The sequence below is a fragment of the Pseudonocardia sp. DR1-2 genome (assembly GCF_023717215.1).
GTDB lineage: Bacteria > Actinomycetota > Actinomycetes > Mycobacteriales > Pseudonocardiaceae > Pseudonocardia > Pseudonocardia alni.
Map to the genome: position 1 here is coordinate 61,799 of NZ_JAMQOF010000012.1, position 20,487 is coordinate 82,285.

The following is a 20,487-nucleotide window of genomic DNA, read 5'->3' on the forward strand; positions in this document are numbered from 1 at the left end:
CTCGCGGCGGTCCGCGGCGACGCACAGTTCTGAGCGGCCGCCCGTGCCGGGGATGCGTACCAACTGCACCGGAACCCGTTCGGGCAGCTCGCCCGGCGTCCGACCGACAAGGAGCACCAGCATGTACGACGCGATCATCGTGGGAGCCCGGTGCGGGGGGTCCCCGCTGGCCATGTTGCTGGCCCGCCGCGGCCACCGCGTGCTGGTCCTCGACCGCGCCGCGCTGCCCTCGGACACCGTGTCGACCCACTACCTCCACCAGGCGGGTCTGGCGCGGCTGCAGGCGTGGGGCCTGCTGGACGAGGTCGTCGCCGCGGGCACGCCGGCGTCCCGGTCGATGCACTACGCCCACCGCGACGTCACGATGATCGGCTTCGCCGACCCCGTCGACGGGATCGACGCGGTCTACTGCCCGCGCCGGGTCGTGCTGGACGAGATCCTGGTCAACGCCGCGCGCCGGGCGGGGGCGGAGGTCGTCGACGGCGTCACCGTGACCGACGTGATCTGGGACGAGGGCCGCGTGGTCGGCGTGCGGGGGCGGTCGGCCTCCGGTGCCGACCACGAGTTCCGGGGCGCCCTGGTCGTCGGCGCCGACGGTGCCCACTCGACGGTCGCGAAGCGCGTCGGCGCGGAGACCTACAACGTCCGCCCGGCCGCGGGCTTCACCTACTACTCCTACTTCGAGGGCCTCGACGACTGGGGCCTGCACCACCGGACCGGGCACCACGGGACCTGGGCCGGCACCTGGCCCACCAACGGCGGGCAGCTCGTCGCCGTGATCGGCCGCAAGGAGCTGCTGCGCGAGTTCCGCCAGGACGTGCCCCGCCACTTCCAGGCCGTGCTGGACGATGTCGCCCCCGAGCTCGGCGAGCAGATGCGCGACCGCGGGCGGGCGCTCGAGCCGCTGGTCCCGATGCGGTACCCGGACAACTTCTACCGGCAGGCCTCGGGCCCGGGCTGGGCGCTGGTCGGCGACGCGGGCTACCACAAGGACCCGCTGACCGGCTGGGGCATCACCGACGCGTTCCTGCAGGCGGAGATGCTCGCGGACGCGGTGACGCGGTCGGCGTCCGGGGAGACCGACCCCTCCGCGGCGCTCGCGGAGTACGGCAAGCGCCGCGACGAGGACACCGCGGTGCTCTACGACTACACGACCACCGTGGCCGAGCTCGCGGAGCTGCCGCCCTTCTTCCAGGCGGTCCTGGAGGCCGCCGGGTCCAGTGAGAAGTGGACCCGGGCGATGCTCGGCTGGATCGCGGGCGGGGTCCCCGACCACGAGATCTTTTCCCCCGAGGGCCTCCAGTCCCTCTACGACGACGCCGGGCTCCCCGAGGAGCGGCGCGTCTACGACCCCACGGCCTGACCTCCACCAGCCCGCCGCGAGGAGCCCACGATGACCAGCGTCCCCAGCATGTTCGACCGGATCGGCGAGCAGGACCCCGACCGCGAGTACTTCGCCACCGGCGGTACCGGTCGCTCCCACGACTTCTACACCGGCGAGGAGCAGTTCCGCCGGGAGATGAAGGAGATCTACGGGCGCCGCTGGCTGCCCGTCGACCACGTCTCCCGGCTGGGCGACAAGGGCAGCTACACCACGCTCGACATCGGCACCGGGTCGATCCTGCTCCTCCACGGCGACGAGGGCGTCCGCGCCTACCACAACTACTGCCGGCACCGGGGCTACAAGCTCGTCGAGGAGCCGAGCGGGCGGCGTCAGAGCATCGTCTGCCTCTACCACTGCTGGGTCTACGACCGGAACGGGGCGCTGAAGAGCCTCAACGGCACCTACCTGGACCACTTCTTCGACAAGGGCGAGAACGGCCTGATCCCGATCCGGACCGAGGTCCGCTTCGGCATGGTGTTCGTGAGCTTCTCCGACGACGCGCCGGACCTGGACGACGCGCTCGCCGAGTTCGGCGAGTTCGCCCGCGCCTACGAGCTGGCCGACCTGCAGGTCGTACAGGCCAAGGACTACCCGGTCGCCTCGAACTGGAAGCTGGTGGCCCACAACGTCAACGAGAGCCTGCACTTCCCGACCGCGCACAAGGACCTGCACCGCGTCACCGACTTCGACGACGCGGGCACCTACATGCTCGGTGGTGACCTCGTCGGCGCCTGGCAGGTCATCCGCGACGGCTACAACTCGGTGTCCTCGACCGGCCGCAGCGACCGTCGCCCCATCCCGTCGGTCCCCGAGGGCGATCTGCAGAAGATCAACTGGATCACGATCCTGCCGAACCTGCTCTTCGGGTTCACCGCGGACTACGTGATGGCGCAGTGGGTGTGGCCGGAGAGCCCCGGAACCTGCACCGTCCGCCACTTCTGGCTGTTCCACCCCTCGGAGACCGCGCGCGCGGACTTCTCCCACGAGGCGGTCTTCGCGCTGTGGGACAAGGCCAACCACGAGGACTGGGAACTGTGCGAACGCACCCACCGGGGGCTGTCGAACCCGCTGTGGAGCCCGGGACAGCTCTCGCTCGACGAGGAGGTCGTCTCCCAGATCGACGCGTGGGTCGCACGGGCCACCGACCCCGCCGCCGGGGGAACGGGGACCGCGACATGAGCGCCACCTGCCACCTCCTGGGCGGCACCAGGGTGCTGACCCGCTGCGGCGACGCGCTGCTCGCCGCCGGGGCGACCGTCCGCGGGGTGTTCAGCGACGACCCGCTGGTCGGTGCCTGGGCCGCGGAGCACGGGATCCCCTGCCGTCCCGCGTCGGACGACCTGGTCGCCGCGCTGACCGCCGAGCCGGCCGACTTCCTGTTCAGCATCGTGAACCAGCGGGTCCTGCCCGCCGAGGTCCTCACGCTGCCGTCGATCGCGGCGGTCAACTTCCACGACGGGCCGCTGCCCCGCTACGCCGGCAGCAACGTCGCGGCCTGGGCGGTGTTCGACGGCGCGCCCCGGCACGCGGTGACCTGGCACGTGATGGCCGACCGGGTCGACGCCGGACCGGTGCTGGCCGAGAGGTGGTTCCCGGTGCGCCCGCACTCGACCGGGCTGTCGCTCACCTGGGAGGCCACCGAGGCGGGGATCGCGCTGTTCGACGGGATCGTCGGGGACCTCGTCCGGCGGACACTGCCGACGCCGGTCGACGTCGGCGGCCGCGAGCGGCGGTTCCACCGCCGCGCTGCGCGGATGGACGACGGGCTCGTCCACCCCGGTACCCCGGCGGACCGGGCGGAGCGGCTGGGCCGGGCGATGGACTTCGGGTCGTTCCCCAACCCGCTGGGCATCCCGGCCGTGCTCACCGGCGCCGGTGCCGTGCTGTGCCGGCAGCTGCGCGCCGTCCCGCGGGAGGTGCACCGGGCCGGACCGGCCGTCACCTCGGTGCTCCCCTCCTCCATCACCGTGGCCTGCACCGACGCCGACCTCGTGCTCTCGGACCTCACCGCGGCCGACGGCAGCAGACTGTCCGGGACCGCGGCCGCGCAGCGGCTGGGAGCGGTCGTGGGCGCGCCGCTGCCCCCCGTGGACCCCGCGCGGCTCACCGCCGTCACCGCGGCGCTCCGCGCGGTGCGCCCCCACGAGACCTGGTGGCGGGACCGGCTCGACGACATCCGCCCGCTGCCGCTCGCGGCCGAGGACTTCTCCGCCGCGACGGCCCACTACACGCGGCTCCCCCTGGCCGTCGTCCCCGCCGCTCCCGAGGAGACCGCGCTCGTCGAGCAGTCGCTGCTGCAGGTGTTGTCCCGGCGCACCGGCGCACCGGTCTTCGACGTGGCGTGGTCCACCACCGCCGCGCGGACGGCCGGCGAGGTCACCGCGCAGCTGGTCGCCGAACGCGTCCCGGTCCGCTGGGACGCCACGACCCCGTCGTCGTTCGAACGGGCCTGTGCCGAGGCGGACCGGCGGGTGGGCTACGCCGCGGACCTGGAGGTCCGGGCCGGGCTCGCGCCGCGCCCGCTCGGCTCGGACACACCGTCCTTCACCCGCGCCGCACTGCTGCGGCGCGAGCACGACCAGGACGCGTCCATCGACCCGGACACCGAGGTCGCGCTGGTGTCGGTGCCGGGGACGGCACCGCTGCTGTGCGTGCGGGCGACCTGGCTCGACGGGGCCGCGGCCCTGGACCTGGCCGAGGAGGTCGAGGAGGAGGCCCGTCGGGCTCTCGCGGGTACCGCACCGTCGCCCGCCGGCCTCGCCCCGGCCGCGCAGGCGGACCCCGCCCCGGACACGGCTCCGGCTCCGGCTCCGGCTCCGGCTCCGGCTCCGGCGACCGTCCTGGAGCTGTTCGACGCCGCCGTGGCGGCCCACCCCGACGCGGACGCCGTGCACTGCGGGGGACGCACCCTCAGCTACACCGAGCTGGACCGGTGGGCCGACGCGGTCGCGGCCTCGCTGTACGAGGAGGGCGTCGGCCCCGGTGACATCGTCGCGGTCCTGTCCGAACGGGGTCCCGACCTGCTGCCCGCCGTCCTCGGCGTGCTGCGCTGCGGGGCGGCGTTCCTCCCGCTCGACCCGGGGTTCCCCCGGGAGCGGCTGCGGCGCTACCTCGAGGTGGCCGGCGCGGGCCCGGTGCTGGTCGACGCGGCCTGCGAGGAGCTCGGCCACGAGCTCGGCACCGTCCGCCGCATCGGCGACGACGACGGCCGGGTGCTGGCCGTCCCGCCCGCGGTGGACCCCACCGACCTCGCCTACGTGCTGTTCACCAGCGGCTCGACCGGTGAGCCGAAGGGCGTCGAGATCGGGCACGCCGCGCTGGGCAACTTCCTGACCGGCATCGCCGGGGTGCTGGGCAGCGCACCGGGTGACCGGGTCCTCGCCCACACGACGACGGCGTTCGACATCTCGTTGCTGGAGCTGTTCCTGCCGCTGGCCACCGGTGGCTGCGTGGTGCTCGCGTCGCGCTCCGAGGCGGCGGACCCGGCGGCACTGGCCGGGCTGCTGGCCGGGGTCGACATCGCCCAGGCGACCCCCAGCCTGTGGCGGATCGTGCTGGACGACGGGTGGACCCCGCACCCCGGTCTGACGGTGCTGTCCGGTGGGGAGGCCCTCCCCCGGTCGGTCGCCGAACGCCTCCTGGGCGGCCGGGCGCTGTGGAACCTCTACGGCCCGACGGAGGCCACGATCTGGGTGACCTGCGCCCGGATCGACGACGCCGCCGTGATCGGTCTCGGGGCGCCGCTGCCGGGGATCGGGCTGCACGTGCTCGACGACGACCTCGAACCCGTCGCCCCCGGCGGCACCGGTCAGCTCCACCTGTCGGGCACCGGCCTGGCGCGCGGGTACGTGAACCGCCCGGAGCGCACCGCCGAGGTGTTCGTCCGCGACCCGCGCACCGGAACCCGGTACTACCGGACCGGTGACCTGGTCGCGCTGCACACCGACGGCCGTCTGGAGTGGCTCGGCCGGGCCGACGCACAGGTCAAGATCCGGGGCTTCCGCATCGAGCCGGGCGAGATCGAGGCGGTGCTGGAGCGCCGGCCGACGGTCGGCGCGGCCGTGGTCGTGGCGGCGGCGTTCGAGGGTCGCGGCGAACCGCAGCTGACCGCCTACCTCACGACGACCGGGCCCTGCGACCGCGAGGAGCTGACCGCGGCGCTGCGCCGCGAGCTGCCCGGCTACATGGTCCCCGCCGCGTTCGTCCCGGTCGCGGAGCTCCCGCTCACCGGCAACGGCAAGGTCGACCGGGCGCGGCTGCCGGTCCCCACCCGCGACACCATCCTGCGGGCGGGCTCCGGGCAGCCGCCCGCCGGCACCACGGACGACCCGGTCGCCGCGATCGGGGAGGTCCTCGGCGAGGTGCTGGGCATCACCGCCCTGGGGCCCACCGACAACTTCTTCGACCTCGGCGGCAACTCGGTCACGGTGGTCACCGCGGCCGCCGCGCTCACCCGCAGGCTGGGGTCCGAGGTGGGCCCGACCGGCATCCTCGCGACCGGCACCCCGGCACGGCTGGCCGCGCTCCTGGGCCGGACCGGCGCACCCCGGGAGCAGCAGGTCGCCGCCGCACCCACCCCGGTCCCCGTCGCCGCGCCCACCGGCCCGGCAGCGGTGCCCGCCCCCGCGTCCACCGGCCCGGCAGCGGCCGTGGCGGAGCGCGCCCCGCACGAGGTGCCCCCGGCGCAGGGGCCGGCCGGCGACGAGCCGGTCGCCGTCGTCGGCATGGCCTGCCGGTTCCCCGGCGCGGCCACACCGGACGAGTTCTGGGCGGCCCTCACCGGGGGCCACGTCGCCATCGGCCCGGCCCCGGCCGGGCACCGGGGCTGGGAATCCCTGTGGTCCGACTCCGACGAGACGCGGGCCGGCTGGCTGGCCGACGTGGAGATGTTCGACCCCGACCGCTTCGGCATGTCCGACCGCGAGGCCCGCCGCACCGACCCGTTGCAGCGGCTGCTGCTCACCGTCACCGCGGAGGCCGTGGAGTCCGCGGGGCACGACCCAGTCTCGCTCGGGCGCCGCACCGGGGTGTTCGTCGGGACCATCGCCGGCGACTTCGGCGAGCTCGTCGCCGCCGTCGACGGCCACACCGACCCGCACGCGGCGACCGGGTCGGCGATGGCGCTGCTGGCGAACCGGGTGTCGCACGTGTTCGACTGGACCGGGCCCAGCTTCTGCCTGGACACCGCCTGCTCCTCGTCGCTGGTCGCGCTGCACCAGGCCGTGCTGCAGCTGCGCGCCGGGCAGAGCGACGCCGCAGTGGTCGCGGCGGCCAACCTGATCCTCACACCCTCCAAGTCACGGTCGTTCGCGCGCAACGGGATGCTCTCGCCGCGCGGCCGCTGCCGGGCCTTCGACGAGGACGCCGACGGCTACGTGCGCGGCGAGGGTGCGGCCGCGATCGTCCTGAAGCGGTACTCCGACGCCGTCCGTGACGGCGACGCCGTCCTCGCCGTCGTCCGCGGCGTCGCGGTGAACCACACCGGCGCCGGGGCCGGGTTCCTCACCGCGCCCAGCGGCCCCGCGCAGACCGAGGTCGTCCGGGAGGCCCTGTCGGTCGCGGGGGTCGGCCCGCACGGGATCGGCTACGTCGAGGCCCACGGCACCGGGACCCGGCTCGGCGACCTGGTCGAGCTCGAGGCGCTCGGCGAGGCCCTCGGCCCCGCGTCCGCGGGATCGGTCCCGATCGGTTCGGTCAAGAGCAACGTCGGTCATCTGGAGCCCGCGGCCGGGCTCGCCGGTCTGATCAAGACCGTCCTGGCGCTGCAGGCCGGCACGGTTCCGGGGACCCCCGGGATCGAGACCCCCAACGCCCGGTTCCGGTTCGAGGCCTCCCCCCTGTTCGTGCCGGACCGGCCGGTGCCCTGGACCGGACCCCGGGTGGCGGGGGTGAGCAGCTTCGGGTTCGGCGGGGTGAACGCCCACGCGGTGCTCGCCGCCGTCCCGGCCCCCGCCCACGACGACCGCGGCCCGGGCCTGCTCGTGCTGTCCGCGGGCTCGGAGCGCGCGCTGCACCGCCTCGCGGAGCGGTTCCTGCTGTTCCTGCGGTCCGAGCACCGCCCGGGCCTGGCGGCGTTGTGCGCCACCGCCCTGCGCCGGCACCACCGCGCCCACCGGTTCGCCTGCGTCGTCGACTCGGCGGAGCAGCTGGAGGACAAGCTCATGCTGTTCCTGGCCGGGAACCGGGACAGCCGCTCCAGCCACACCGGGGTCGCACCGGCCGACCCGGCGTCGCCGCCGGAGCGGTTCGCGGTGCACGGCGACGACCGGGCGACCCTGGACGAGGCCGCGCGACGGTTCGTCGCCGGCGGCGCCCCCGTGGTCACCGGCACCGCCCGGGCGGTGCGGATCCCGACCGTCCCGCTGGAGGAACGCAGGCTCTGGCTGGAGCGCCCCGCCGCGCGGGCGGCACGGCGCGGGGGCCAGGTCCATCCCGGCGCCGCCCTCGGAGCCGCCGCGTCGGTGTTCGGCGGGACACGGGACAGGGAGTGGGGCGAGCTGCCCGAGGCCGAGGGTCACGTCGTGCTGGGCGCACCGGTGCTGCCCGGCGCCGCCTACCCGCAGAAGGTCGCGGAGCTGCGGGGCGGACTGCCGTTCGCCCTGCAGGACATGACGTTCCGGGCGGTGGTCCGTCCGCCCACGCTCCTGTCCGCACGGCTCGCGGACGGGACCGTCCGGTTCCGCGACGGCGACGGTGTGCTGGTGTGCGACGCCCGGCTGCTCGACACCGTCCCGGCGCGCACCGCCGCCGTCGCACCGGCCACCGGCGCCCCGGCCGACATCGCCGCGTTCTACCGCGACCTGGAACGGCACGGCCTGGCCTACGGTGAGCGCTTCCGCTGCCTGCGCACGCTCGTCGTCGGCGACGGGGTCGCCACCGGCGAGCTCGCGCTCGACGGCGACGTCACCGGTGTGCTCGAGCCCACGCTGCTCGACGGTGCGTTCCAGGTCGCGCTCGCCGCCTGCGGGGCACGGGGCCTCTACGTGCCGTTCTCGGTGCACCGGCTGACCGTCCACGGCCCGCTGCCGCCGCGCCTCACCGTGCACGCACAGCGGACCGACCGCGGGGCCGGGGACGGCCGGACCGTCGTCGCCGACATCACCGTCCATGCCGACGGCGAGGTCCTGCTGCGGGCCGAACGGGTCACCTGGACCCGGCTCGCCGCGACGGGGGATGCCCCGTCCGGCGACGACGCGGCCGGGTCCGCCGGGGAGGGACCCGCGCGGAACGGGGCCCGGGCGGTGACCGCGTCACCGGCGACGAACGGGCACCCGGACCCGGCACCGGCCGGCGGTGGGACGCACCGCCCCGGCGCCGGTGGGCGGGACCTCGGGGCCGTCGTGGCGGAGTGGCTCGCCCGGGTGCTGGAGATCGACGCGGCCGAGGTCGAGCCCGACCGGCCCCTGCAGGAGCTCGGCCTGGACTCGATGCTGGCCGTCTCGGTCGCCCAGGACCTGCGTGACCGCCTCGGTGTGGACCTGCCGATGACGCTCGTGCTCGAGGTCGGCACGCTCGACGGCCTGGTGCGGGAGCTGACCGAGGTCTACGGCGTGACCTCGACGCCCGCCGAGGGGACCGACGATGGTTCCGCGACCGGGCCCGCCGGATCCGACGTCGACCGGCCGGGGACGGCCCCGGTACCGGACGTGCCGCCCCCGCCCGTGCCGCGGGAACCCGCGCCGCCGGCACCGGGGCCGGCCCCGGCGGCCCTTCCCGCCGAGGACCGTGGGCGGCACGACCGGCCCGCCGACGACCGCGGCCTGCACGACATCGCGATCATCGGCGTCGACGGGGTGTTCCCCGGCGCCGGCGACGTCGACGGGCTCTGGGACGTGCTCGTCGAGGGCCGGGACTGCCTGACCGAGGTCCCCGCCGACCGCTGGAACCTCGACGAGTACTACGCGACCGACTCCACCCCCGGCACCGTGTACCTGCGCCGTGCGGGGTTCGTCGACGACCTGGAGGGCTTCGACGCGGCCTTCTTCCGGATCGCGCCGAACGACGCCGGCTGGATGGACCCGCAGCAGCGCCACCTGATCCAGTCGGCCTGGCGGGCGCTGGAGGACGCCGGCCTGTCCGGACGGACCGCGGACACGACCGTCGGCGTCTACGTCGGGGCCAGCTACCAGCACTACCGCGACCAGGTCGTCGGCGACGTCGTCCAGACCGCCGCGGGGCTGGGCAACCACAACGCGATGCTCGCCAACCGCGTGAGCTGGTTCATGGACCTGCGCGGCCCGAGCATGACGATCGACACGCTCTGCTCGTCGTCGCTGGTCGCGCTGCACACCGCCGTCCGCAGCCTGCGCGAGGGCGAGTGCCGGGTGGCGCTCGTCGCCGGCGTGCACATGGCCCTGTCGCCGCAGTACTTCCAGCTCGGGTCCCGTCTGCGGTCGTTCTCGCCGACCGGTGGTTCGCGGGCGTTCGACGACGCCGCCGACGGCTTCGTCCCCGGCGAGGGCGTCGTCACCGTCGTCCTGAAGCCGCTGCGCGACGCGCTCGCCGACGGCGACCCCGTCCACGGGGTGATCACCGGCACCGCGGTCAACCACGGCGGCCGGGCCGCCGGGGTGACGGTGCCGACCACCAACGCCCAGCGCGACGTCGTCACCGCCGCGCTGCGCGACGCCGGCGTCTCGCCCGACACCATCACCCTCGTCGAGGCCCACGGCACCGGTACGAGCCTGGGCGACCCCATCGAGATCGACGGGCTCACCCGGGCCTGGCGCCCCCACACCGGCCGTCACCAGTTCTGCGCCATCGGCTCGGTCAAGTCCAACATCGGCCACCTCGAACCCGCCGCGGGCCTCGCCGGGCTGGTCAAGGTGCTGCTCGCCTTCGACCGCGCGACGATCCCCGCCACCCTCCACCTCACCCGGCCCAACGACCACATCCGTTTCGAGAACACGCCCTTCTTCCCCGTCGTCGAGCCGATGCCGTGGCACCGCGGCGACGGCGCCCCCCGCCGGGCGGCGCTGTCCGCCTTCGGCATGGGCGGGGTGAACGCCCACGTCATCGTGGAGGAGCCACCGCTGCGCGGCGGACCCGCACGTCCGGCCGGGGAGCCGGCCGGGTCGCACGTGCTGCGGGTGACCGCCCCGACCGAGGAGGGGCTGCGTGCCGTCGCGGCCGGCTACGCCCACCACCTGCGCACCCACCCCGGCGACCGGCTCGACGACGTCGCCCGCACCGCGAACACCGGGCGGGCCGGGCAGCGGTGGCGGCGGCTGCTGCACGCCCGCGACCGGGACGGCATGGTCGCGGCGCTGGACGCCGTCGCCGACGGGACCGGGCCGGCGCCCGCCCCGGCCCGGCGCGCACCCACCCCGGTGACCTTCGCCTTCACCGGCCAGGGCGCCCAGTGGGCAGGCATGGCCCGCGCGCTGTGGCGGTCCGAACCCGTCTGCGCGGCCGTGCTCGACGACTGCGCCGCCGCCCTGCGCGGCCACCTCGACGTGCCGTTGGAGACGCTGCTGGACCGCGACCCGCTCCTGGGGACCGACCACGCCCAGCCGGCGATCGTGGCGACCCAGGTCGCCCTGGTCACCCTGCTCGCCGCCTGGGGGGTGCGCCCCGACGCCGTCGTCGGGCACAGCGTCGGCGAGCTCACCGCCGCCTGGGCCGCCGGGGTGCTGGACCTGCCGGAGCTGCTGCGCGCCACCGCCCTGCGGGGGCGGCTGATGGCGTCCGCGCCAGGACCGGGGGCGATGGCCGTCGTCCGCGGCGACCTCGACCTCACCCGGGCCGCGATCGCGGCCCACCCGGGGCTGGAGATCGCCGCCGACAACGGCCCGGGGGCGACGACGGTCACCGGTCCCGCCGACGCGGTGGCCGCCCTCCTCGCCTCCGGTGCCGTGCGGGCCACCGCGCTGCCCGTGGCGCACGCCTTCCACTCCGCGGCGATGGCCGGTGTCGTCGACCCGTTCGCCGAGCACCTCGCCGGTCTCGGGCTGCGGGCACCGTCGATCCCGTTCGCCTCGACCCTGACCGGCGGGCTGCACACGTCGCACACCGCCACCGACCCGGCGTCCTACGCCCGGGCGGTCCGTGCCCCGGTGCTGTTCGGGCAGGCGGCCGCGGAGCTCGACGCCCGGGTGCCGGAGGAGCAGTCCCACGTCTGGTGGGAGATCGGTCCGCAGCCCGCGCTGCTGCCGTTGCTGCGCCGGATCGTCGCCCCACGCGAGGGCCGGACCCGGTTCCGCGCCACGCTGCGGCGCGACGAGGGCACGGCGCCGCTGCACCGCGCGCTGGCCGACCACCACGACGAGACCGACGCGGGCCTGGACCCGGCCGCCCACCACCGGGGCAAGCCGCACGTCACCGTCCGTATCCCGACCTACCCGTTCGCCCGTGTCCGGCACTCCGCCCTGCCCGGTGTGCCCCCGGTGGCCGCCCCGACCGACGGCGCCGCGGCAGCGGCCCGTCACCCCTTCCTCGACGGACGTTCCGGAGGCCTGGCGTCATGACCGACTCGGAGCTGCTCCAGCTCACCTTCACCGACGCCGACCCACTCGTCGGCGACCACCGCAAGGACGGCCGGGCGCTGCTGCCGGCCGCCGTCCAGATCGAGCTGGCGCTCGTCGCGACGGGGGGCACCGCGTTGCGGGACGTGTCGTTCCGCAGGCCGGTCGTCCTCCCCCACGGCGGATCCGCGACGGTGCGGCTGGCCGGCTCGGGCGCCGCTCCGGGGACCGTGCGGCTGCACGCCGACGGCGTCGCCGGGCCGGTCGGCACGGCGACCCCCGCCGGCACCGTGGCGGCCCCGGCCGCGGCGGCGCCACCCGCGGTCGACGGCACGGCCTGGGACCCGGAGCGGGTCTACGCGGCCTGGTCGGGAGCCGGGCTGGAGTACGGGCCGTCCTTCCGGACGCTGTCGTCGGTGGTCGTCGGTGACGGGGCGGCCGAGGCCGTGCTGCGCAGCGAGGACCGGCGACCGTGGATCGGGCACCCCCTGCTGCTCGACGGTGTCCTGCAGCTGTCCGCGCTGGTCCTCCAGGGGGCGACCGCACCCGACGACGTACGCCCGCTGTACCCGGTCGGCGTCGACCGGGTCGTGGTGCACACGCCGCTGCGGGGCCCGGAGGTGACCGTGCGCGCACGGTGTCCGGAGCAGGCCGGGGACGGGACGGGGCGGTGCGACGCGGTGGTCGTCGACCGGACCGGCCGGGTCGTGGCCGAGCTGCTCGGGCTGCGGATGCGCGCGGCGGTCGCGGCGACCGTGCCGTCGCAGCCGGCAGCGGTGCCGGAACCGGCGCCCGCGCCGATGCGGGCGCTGCGCTGGGTGCCGTCCGCGACCGCCCCGGCTCCCGCACCCGGCGGCCGCTGGGTGGTGCTGCACCCCGGGACCCCCGGATGCGCCGGAGCGTCGGCCGCCGACGCGTTGCGGTCGGCCGGGTCGCGGGTCGAGGAGGTCACGACGGGGGTCCCCGACGACGACGGCCTCGCCCGGCTGTGGGGCGATCCGGCCGCGGACGACCGCCCGGACGGGGTCGTGCTGGCCACCGCGACCGGGGATCCCACCGGTGACAAGGAGCGGGACCTGCTCGACACACTGCGGGTCGTCCGGTCGCTGACCGCCCGGCGCAGGCCGGGGCTGCGCCTCGTCGTGCTGACCGAGGGGGCCGCCGCAGCCGCGCCCGGGGACCGGCCCGACCCCGCCCGTGCGTCGGTCTGGGGGCTGCTGCGGACCGCGGCGATCGAGTACCCGGGCCTGTCGCTGCGGATGGTCGACACCGCGCCCGGTGGGGTCGTCACCGCCCCGGACCTGGGTGCGGGGCCGGCGGAGGGCGCGATCCGCGGCGACGCGCGGCTGAGCCCGGTCTGGGAGCCGCTCCCCGCCGGACCCGGCACGCGGCTCCCGGTCCGGCCCGACGGCGCCTACCTCGTGCTCGGCGGGCACGGCGGGCTCGGGCTCGCGGTCGCGGAGCGGTTCGCCCGCGACGGTGCGGGCGAGATCCACCTGGTGAGCCGCTCGGGCGGGTCCCGGCTGGACCCGTCGGCGACGGCCCCGATCACCGCCCACGGTGCGCTCGTGCGGTCCCACGCGATCGACGTCGGGGTCCCCGGCGCGCTCGCCGCGCTCGTCGCCGACCTGGGCGGACGGCCCCTGCGCGGCGTCGTCCACGCGGCCGGGGTGCTGCGCGACGGCCTCCTGCGGAGCGTCTCCGCCGAGGACCTGCGGGCGGTGGTCGCACCGAAGGCCGACGGCCTGCGCGAGCTCGTCGCCGCCGTCGCCGGGACCGAGCTGGACCTCGCCGTGCTGTTCGCCTCGGTGTCGGGTGCCTTCGGGAACCTCGGCCAGGCCGGGTACGCCGCCGCCAACGCCCACCTCGACGCCGCGGCACACCGGCTCGGCGTGCCCTGGACCAGCATCGACTGGGGTCTGTGGGGCGAGATCGGGATGGGGGTGGAGGTGGCCGACCGGCTGCGCCGCCGGGGCGTGCACCCGCTCGGCACCACCGAGGGCCTCGACGCGCTCACCGCCGCGGTCCTCTCCGGCGAACGGCAGGTGGTCGTGGCCCACCCGGACCGCGAACCCGGGTCCCCGGAGCCCGTTCCGGCCACCGCACCCCCACCCGCCAGGACCGCGCCCGTCCGCACCGCACCGCCGTCGGGCGCCGGCCCGGCCGACCCGCTCACCGCCGAGGTCACCGCCGCGCTGGTCGCGCGGCTCGGCGCCGAGGACCTGGCCGCGGACACCGCGTTCGCCGAGTTCGGCATGGACTCGATCACGAGCGTGGAGCTGAGCGAGTCCCTCGGCAGGCGCTGGGACGTCGCGCTGCCCCCCACCCTGTTCCTCGAGCATCCCGACGTCCGTGGGGTCGTCGCCGCGCTCCGCGACCGGCACGGCGTCGACCCGGCCGGCGGGGAGCCCGGGCCGGTCCCCGCTCCGGCACCGGTCCCCGCCACCGCAGCCGCCGCGCCCGCTGCCGGGGCGCCCGTGCCGCGCGAGGTGCCCGACGGGGCGATCGCGGTCGTGGCGGTCTCGGGCGACCTGCCCGGCGCCGACGACCTCGACGGTCTCTGGGCGATACTGCGCCGCGGCGACACCGCCTTCGGTCCCGTGCCGCCCGAGCGGTTCGACGTCGGCGAGGTGCTCCAGGACAGGGACACCGCCACCACCGGCACCTACTGCGGCACCGGCGCCTTCGTCCACGACATCGACCGGCTCGACCCCCGGTTCTTCGAGCTCGCCGTCCGCGAGGTCGCCGAGATGGACCCCCAGCAGAAGCTGCTGCTGGAGCACGCCTGGTCGGTCGTGCAGGAGGGCGGTGCCGCGGACCGGCGCGACGTCGGGGTGTTCGTCGGGGCCACCTACACCCACCACCGCGACGCGGCCGGCCTCGACCGGGTCGGTCCGCACACCGCGCTCGGCTCGATGAACGCCCTGCTCGCCAACCGCATCTCTTACGCGCTGGACCTGACCGGGCCCTCGCTGACGGTCGACACACTGTGCTCGTCGTCGCTGGTCGCCCTGGAGCAGGCGGTGTCGGCGCTGCGGGCCGGCCGGTGCGGGACGGCGGTCGTCGCCGCCTGCCACGTCGGCCTGACCTCCTGGTACTACCGCAGCCTCAGCCGGCTCGGCGCGCTGTCGGCCGACCTGCCCCGCCCGTTCGACGCGGCGGCGGACGGCTTCGTCCCCGGCGAGGGTGCGGTGGCCGTCCTGCTCCGCCCCCTGGCCGACGCGCTCCGCGACGGCGACCACGTCCACGGCGTGATCCGGGGTGTCGCGACGAACCACGGCGGCCGGGCGGGCGCGTTGTCGGTGCCGCGCAGCGCCGCACAGGCCGACGTGCTGCGGGCCGCGCTCGCCGACGCGGGCGTCGACGCGTCGTCGGTGGACCTCGTCGAGACCCACGGCACGGCGACCCCGCTCGGCGACCCGATCGAGATCGCGGCGCTCGCCGAGGTGTTCGGCCCGGGGCGGGCCACCCCGGTGCTCCTCGGGGCGCTGAAGGGCAACATCGGCCACCTCGAACCGGCCAGCGGCCTCGCCTCCCTGGTCAAGGTCCTGCTGTGCCTGCGCCACGGCGAGATCCCGCCGGTCGCCGGGCACCGTGGGACCGGTGGCCGGCTCCGGCTGCCGGAGGGGGTCCTGGCGATCCCCGCCGCACCGACCGGCTGGGCCCCGGGCGACCGGCCGCGCCGGGCCGGGATCAGTGCCTTCGGCATGGGCGGCACGAACGCCCACGTCGTCGTCGAGGACTGGCCGGAGGCCACCGGGGCCGGGCACGACCCCGGCGCCGCCGGTGTCCTGCACCTGTCGGCGCACACGCCGCAGGCCCTGGACCGGCGGATCGCCGACCTGCTCTCCGTGGTGCGCGCCGGCGCCGACCCCGGTGTGCTGTACACCGCGGCCGGGCAGGGCCGCAGGCACCTGGCCCTGCGGGTCGCGGTCGTCGCCCGCGGCGCCGACGAGCTGGCCGACGGGCTGCTCCGTGCCGCCGCCCGCGGCGCCGGGACCGTCGTCCACCCCGACGACACCGACGACACCGTCGCCGGTCTCGCCGGGGCCGCCCGGACCTGGGTCGCCGGCGGACCCCGCGGGCCCCTCGGGCCGGGCGCCGCCGACCGGCGGGCACCGTTGCCGCCCTACCCCTTCCGGACCCCGCGCCCGCAGCCGTCGACCGTCGCGCCGGACGCGGCCGGCGCCGCCGCGCTCATCGTCGGGCACGAGGTGTTCGGACGGCCCACGGTGCCTGCGGCGCTGCTGCTGTGCCTGGGGCTCGACCGGGCGCCGGTGCTGCGGGAGGTCTCGTTCCCCGCCCGCGGTACGGGCACCACCCGTCCCGAGCACGATCTCGACGACCTCGCCGACGGCGCGGTGGCGACCCTGCACCAGGACGGCCGCGTGATCGCGCGGCTCCGCCCCGAACCCGGACCGGTGCGGCCGTCCGCACCCGACGACACCCCGTGCCCGCGCGAGCTCGACCCCGCGGGGCTCTACGCCTGGTTCGACACCCACGGCACCCGCTACGCGCCGGCGCTGCGCCGCATCGGAGGCATCCGGCACGGGGCGGGTGCGGTGACCGCGGAGCTGCTGCCGGGCGACGGGTCGGCGGCCGACCGGGTCACCGCGGTCGACGCGGCGCTGCAGGCGATGGCGGTGCTGACCCTCGGGGACCCGGCGCTGTCCGACACCGCTCTGCTCCCGGTGGGCATCGCCCGGGTCGTCGCGACCGGTGACCCCGCCGACGCGGTCTCGGTCCGGCTGCGGTCACGGGGCTGGCACGACGGGACCCACGTCGCGGACGCCTGGCTGCTCGGCGCCGACGGGCCGGTCCTCGCCCTGGAGGGGATCCGGTTCCGGCCCGTGGCGGGGACCGGCGGACCGTCCCGGCCGGCGGACGCCCCCGACACGGCTCCCGGGTCGTCGCTCACCGCGGCCCGGCTCCTGGAGATCCTGCGCGGGGTCCTGGCCGACCCCTCCGTGACGGCGACGACACCGCTCTCCTCCGTGGGCATGGACTCGATGCTCGCCGGTGAGGTCGCCGCCGAGCTCGGCGCCGCCGGAGGGGCCCCGGTGTCGCCGGTCGAGGTCCTGGCCGCCCGCGACGGCCGTGCTCTCGCCGTCGCCCTCGGGCTCCCGGACGGGCCACCGTCCTCCGGGGACACGCCCTCCGGGCACACGGCCTCCGGGGACACGCCCTCCGGGGACACGGCCGGAGCCGGGCACGAGGCGCCGCCGGTCGCCGACGCCGCACTCGTCGAGGCCGTGGAGGAGGCGGTGGCCCCCGCGGTCGCGGCCCGCCGCACGTTCCCCGACCGGCCCACCGGCGACCGGCACGACGTCGCCGTCATCGGCCTGGCGGGGGTCCTGCCCGGCGCCGACGACATCGACGGGCTGTGGCCGTTGCTGCGCGACGGGCGCGACGCCCTGCGCCCGGCGCCGTCGGAGCGGTGGGACCGCCACGACCGGCCGCTCGGCGGGTTCGTCGACGGGATCGCCGGCTTCGACGCGGGCCTGTTCGAGCTCCACCCGCGTCAGGCCCGCCTGCTCGACCCGCAGGCACGGTGGCTGCTGCGCACGGTGTGGCAGGCGTGGGAGTCCGCGGGCGTCGACCCGACCGCCGCTCCCCGGCGGACCGGGGTGTTCGTCGGCGCCAGCTACCAGCACTACCGCGAGTACAACGTGGACCGCGAGCTGGACGCCGCCGCGGGCCTGGGGAACCACAACGCGTTCCTGGCGAACCGGGTCAGCTGGTTCTTCGACCTGCACGGCCCCAGCCTCACCGTCGACACGCTCTGCTCGTCGTCCCTGGTCGCCCTGCACACCGCCGTCCGCAGCCTGCGTGACGGGGAGTGCGACCACGCCGTCGTCGCCGGGGTACGGCTGGCGCTCTCACCGCTGCACTACACCGCGATGGGCAACCTGGGGGCGCTGTCCCCCAGCGGTTCCGCGCGCGCCTTCGACGACGACGCCGACGGCTTCGTCCCCGGCGAGGGCGTCGTCACCGTCGTCCTGAAGCCGCTGCGCGACGCGCTCGCCGACGGCGACCCCGTCCACGGGGTGATCACCGGCACCGCGGTCAACCACGGCGGCCGGACGTCCGGTCTCACCGTTCCGTCGGTGGCGGGCCAGCAGGAGGTGGTGACCGCGGCGCTGCACGACGCCGGGGTCTCCCCCGACACCATCGGCTACCTCGAGGCCCACGGCACCGGGACCGCGCTGGGCGACCCCGTCGAGATCGACGCGCTGACCCGCGCGTGGACCCCGCACACCACCCGGCGCCAGTACTGCGCGATCGGCTCGGTGAAGACCAACATCGGACACCTCGAGCCCGCCGCGGGCCTCGCCGGACTCGCCAAGATCCTCCTGGCTCTCCGCCACGACACCCTTCCCCCGACCCGGAACCTCCATCGGCCCAACGACCGCATCCACTTCGAGCACACACCGTTCCACCCCGTCCTCACCCCCACCCCGTGGCACCGCAACGGCACCCCCCGCCGCGCCGCCCTCTCCGCCTTCGGCATGGGCGGCGTCAACGCCCACGTGATCGTCGAGGAACCGCCCGCGGGCGGGCCCCGCACACCGATCCCGGCCCGGGAGCACGCGCTGCGGATCTCCGCGGCGACCGAGGAGGGGGTGCGGCGGCTGGCCCGCGCCTACGCCGACCGGATCGACGCCGCCGGGGACGACACCGAGCTCGCCGACGTCGTGCACACCGCGAACACCGGCCGCGCCGAGCTCACCCGTCGGGCCGCCGTCGCCGGCCGGTCCGCGGCCGAGCTGCGGACCGGGCTGCTCGCGGTGGCCTCCGGCGCCGCCCCGGTGGTGCGCGGCGGCGCGGCGGCGCCGGCGGCGGCACCCGCGGGCCCGGACGACCTCGTGGCCGCAGCCCTGGCCGGTGCCGACGGGCTCGACTGGGCGGCGTTCTCCGCGCCGACCGCCCGGCGGACCACCGTGCCCGGCTACCCCTTCGCCGACGAGGCCCACTGGAACACCACCGGTGACCGGCCACGGGACCCGGCGCCGCCCACGGTGGCGCGCCCGGTGTGGCGCGCGGGGTCCACCCCGCCGGGGCGGCCCCCGGTGGGCCTGGCCGTGCTCGTCGACGGCGGCGGGCCCGACCGGCGGGCCGCGCTGCTCGACCGGCTCGTCGCCGACGGCTGCGTCCCGGCCGACGGGCTGTCCGCCGCGGACGCCGTGGTCGTGCTCGACGACCCCGGCTCCACCACGGCCGGGTTCTGGGATCGGCTGCGCGGCGTCGCCACCGGGCTGCGGACCGGCGCGGTCTGTCTCTGGGTGCTGCACGACGCCGCGGCCGTCGGTCCGCACGAGGGGGCCGACCTGCGACCGTGGGCGGTCGCCCGCGGCGCGGCGGTACGCGCGGCCGCGGCGGAACGCCGCTGGTCCGCGGCCACCGTGGACATCCGGCGGGACGACTCGGACGCCGTGGAACAGCTGCCCGCCGAGCTGTACGCGCTCGCGGCGGCCGGGCCGGGCGAGCCGGCCGAGCGGGCACTGCGGGCGGGGACCCGGCTCCACCGTGACCACGAGCGGCTGGCGCAGCAGGCGCCCCGCGACGCCGACGCCTCCGGCTTCCACCTGGTCGTCGGTGGTCACGGCGCGGTGGGCCGGGAGCTCGTCGCCGCGCTGGCCGCACGCGGGGCCCGGGCGGTCGTCGTGGTCGGCCGGTCGGTCGTCGAGCCGCCCGCCGTCGCCGGGACGGAGGTGGCCTGCGCCCGCGCGGACGTGACCGACCCGTCCGGACTCGACGCCGTCGTCGCCCGGTTCGCCGAGCGGTGGGGACCGCTGCGCGGGGTCGTGCACTGCTCCGGGGTCGTGAACCCGGTGGGTGCACTCACCCGCCGGAGCTCCGCCGACGCCGAACGGGTGCTCGCGCCCAAGACCACCGGATCCGACGCCGTCGTCGCGCTGGCCCGCCGGCACGGGGCACGCTGGGTCGCCCTGGCCTCCTCGGTGGCCGGGTGGCTGCCAGAGGCGGGCCGCGGTGTCGTTGACTACGCCGCCGCCAACGCCTACCAGCTCGCGCTGGCCGAACGGGAGGACACCCCCGCGCTGCGGGTGACCGCCCACGCCTGGCCCGACTGGACCGGCACCGGCATGGCCGCCGACCCCGCCTTCGCCGTGCGCCACTCGCTCACCCCGCAGCAGGGCCGGGCGGCGTTCGCCGCCTCGTTCGACCGCGGCGGCGCGGTCGTGGTCCTCGGCACCGCCGCGCAGCCCACCGGGGACGCACCGGCCCCGGCTCCGGCGTCCGCAGCACCCCGCGACCCGGGCCGGGCGCCGGACCCGGCCGGTCCGGCCACGCCGGGCCGCGCGGCGGCGGCCGCGGCCGTGTCCGGTGCGTTCCACGCCGTCCTGGGCGAGGACCCCGGGGACGTCGCGATCGGCTCGCTCGGCCTCGACTCCATCACCGTCGCCGAGCTGACCGCGGCGATCGAGGCCCGCAGCGGCCGGTCACTGGACCCCTCGGTCCTGCTGCGGGCCCACACGGTCACCGACCTCGTCGCCGCCGTCGGCGGTACGGCACCCGGACCGGCCCCGGCGCCGCAGACGCCGGCGCCGGACGCGGCGGGCGACCTGCGCAGCCTGCTGAGCGACCTCGACGACCCTCGCACGGACGGGAAGGCCTGAC

General features: G+C 76.9%; 4 protein-coding genes. All 4 read left to right on the forward strand.

Going from position 1 to position 20,487, the window contains the following annotated elements; all coding sequences use genetic code 11:
* Positions 1-121 precede the first annotated feature (121 nt).
* The 4 genes from ND486_RS26745 to ND486_RS26760 are packed head-to-tail and all read left to right on the forward strand — an operon-like array spanning position 122 to position 20,486.
* Positions 122-1,363 carry an NAD(P)/FAD-dependent oxidoreductase gene (locus ND486_RS26745; protein WP_251787111.1) on the forward strand — a complete coding sequence of 414 codons (1,242 nt, stop codon included), beginning with the start codon at positions 122-124 and terminating at the stop codon, positions 1,361-1,363.
* Positions 1,364-1,393: 30 nt separating this feature from the next.
* Positions 1,394-2,563 carry an SRPBCC family protein gene (locus ND486_RS26750; RefSeq protein WP_178374962.1) on the forward strand — a complete coding sequence of 390 codons (1,170 nt, stop codon included), beginning with the start codon at positions 1,394-1,396 and terminating at the stop codon, positions 2,561-2,563.
* Positions 2,560-11,850 carry a polyketide synthase gene (locus ND486_RS26755; protein WP_251787112.1) on the forward strand — a complete coding sequence of 3,097 codons (9,291 nt, stop codon included), beginning with the start codon at positions 2,560-2,562 and terminating at the stop codon, positions 11,848-11,850. The genes ND486_RS26750 and ND486_RS26755 overlap by 4 nt, the downstream gene beginning before the upstream one ends.
* Positions 11,847-20,486 (forward strand): SDR family NAD(P)-dependent oxidoreductase, encoded by an 8,640-nt coding sequence (locus ND486_RS26760; protein ID WP_251787113.1) that lies wholly within the window; start codon positions 11,847-11,849, stop codon positions 20,484-20,486. The genes ND486_RS26755 and ND486_RS26760 overlap by 4 nt, the downstream gene beginning before the upstream one ends.
* The last annotated feature ends 1 nt before the right edge of the window (position 20,487 follow it).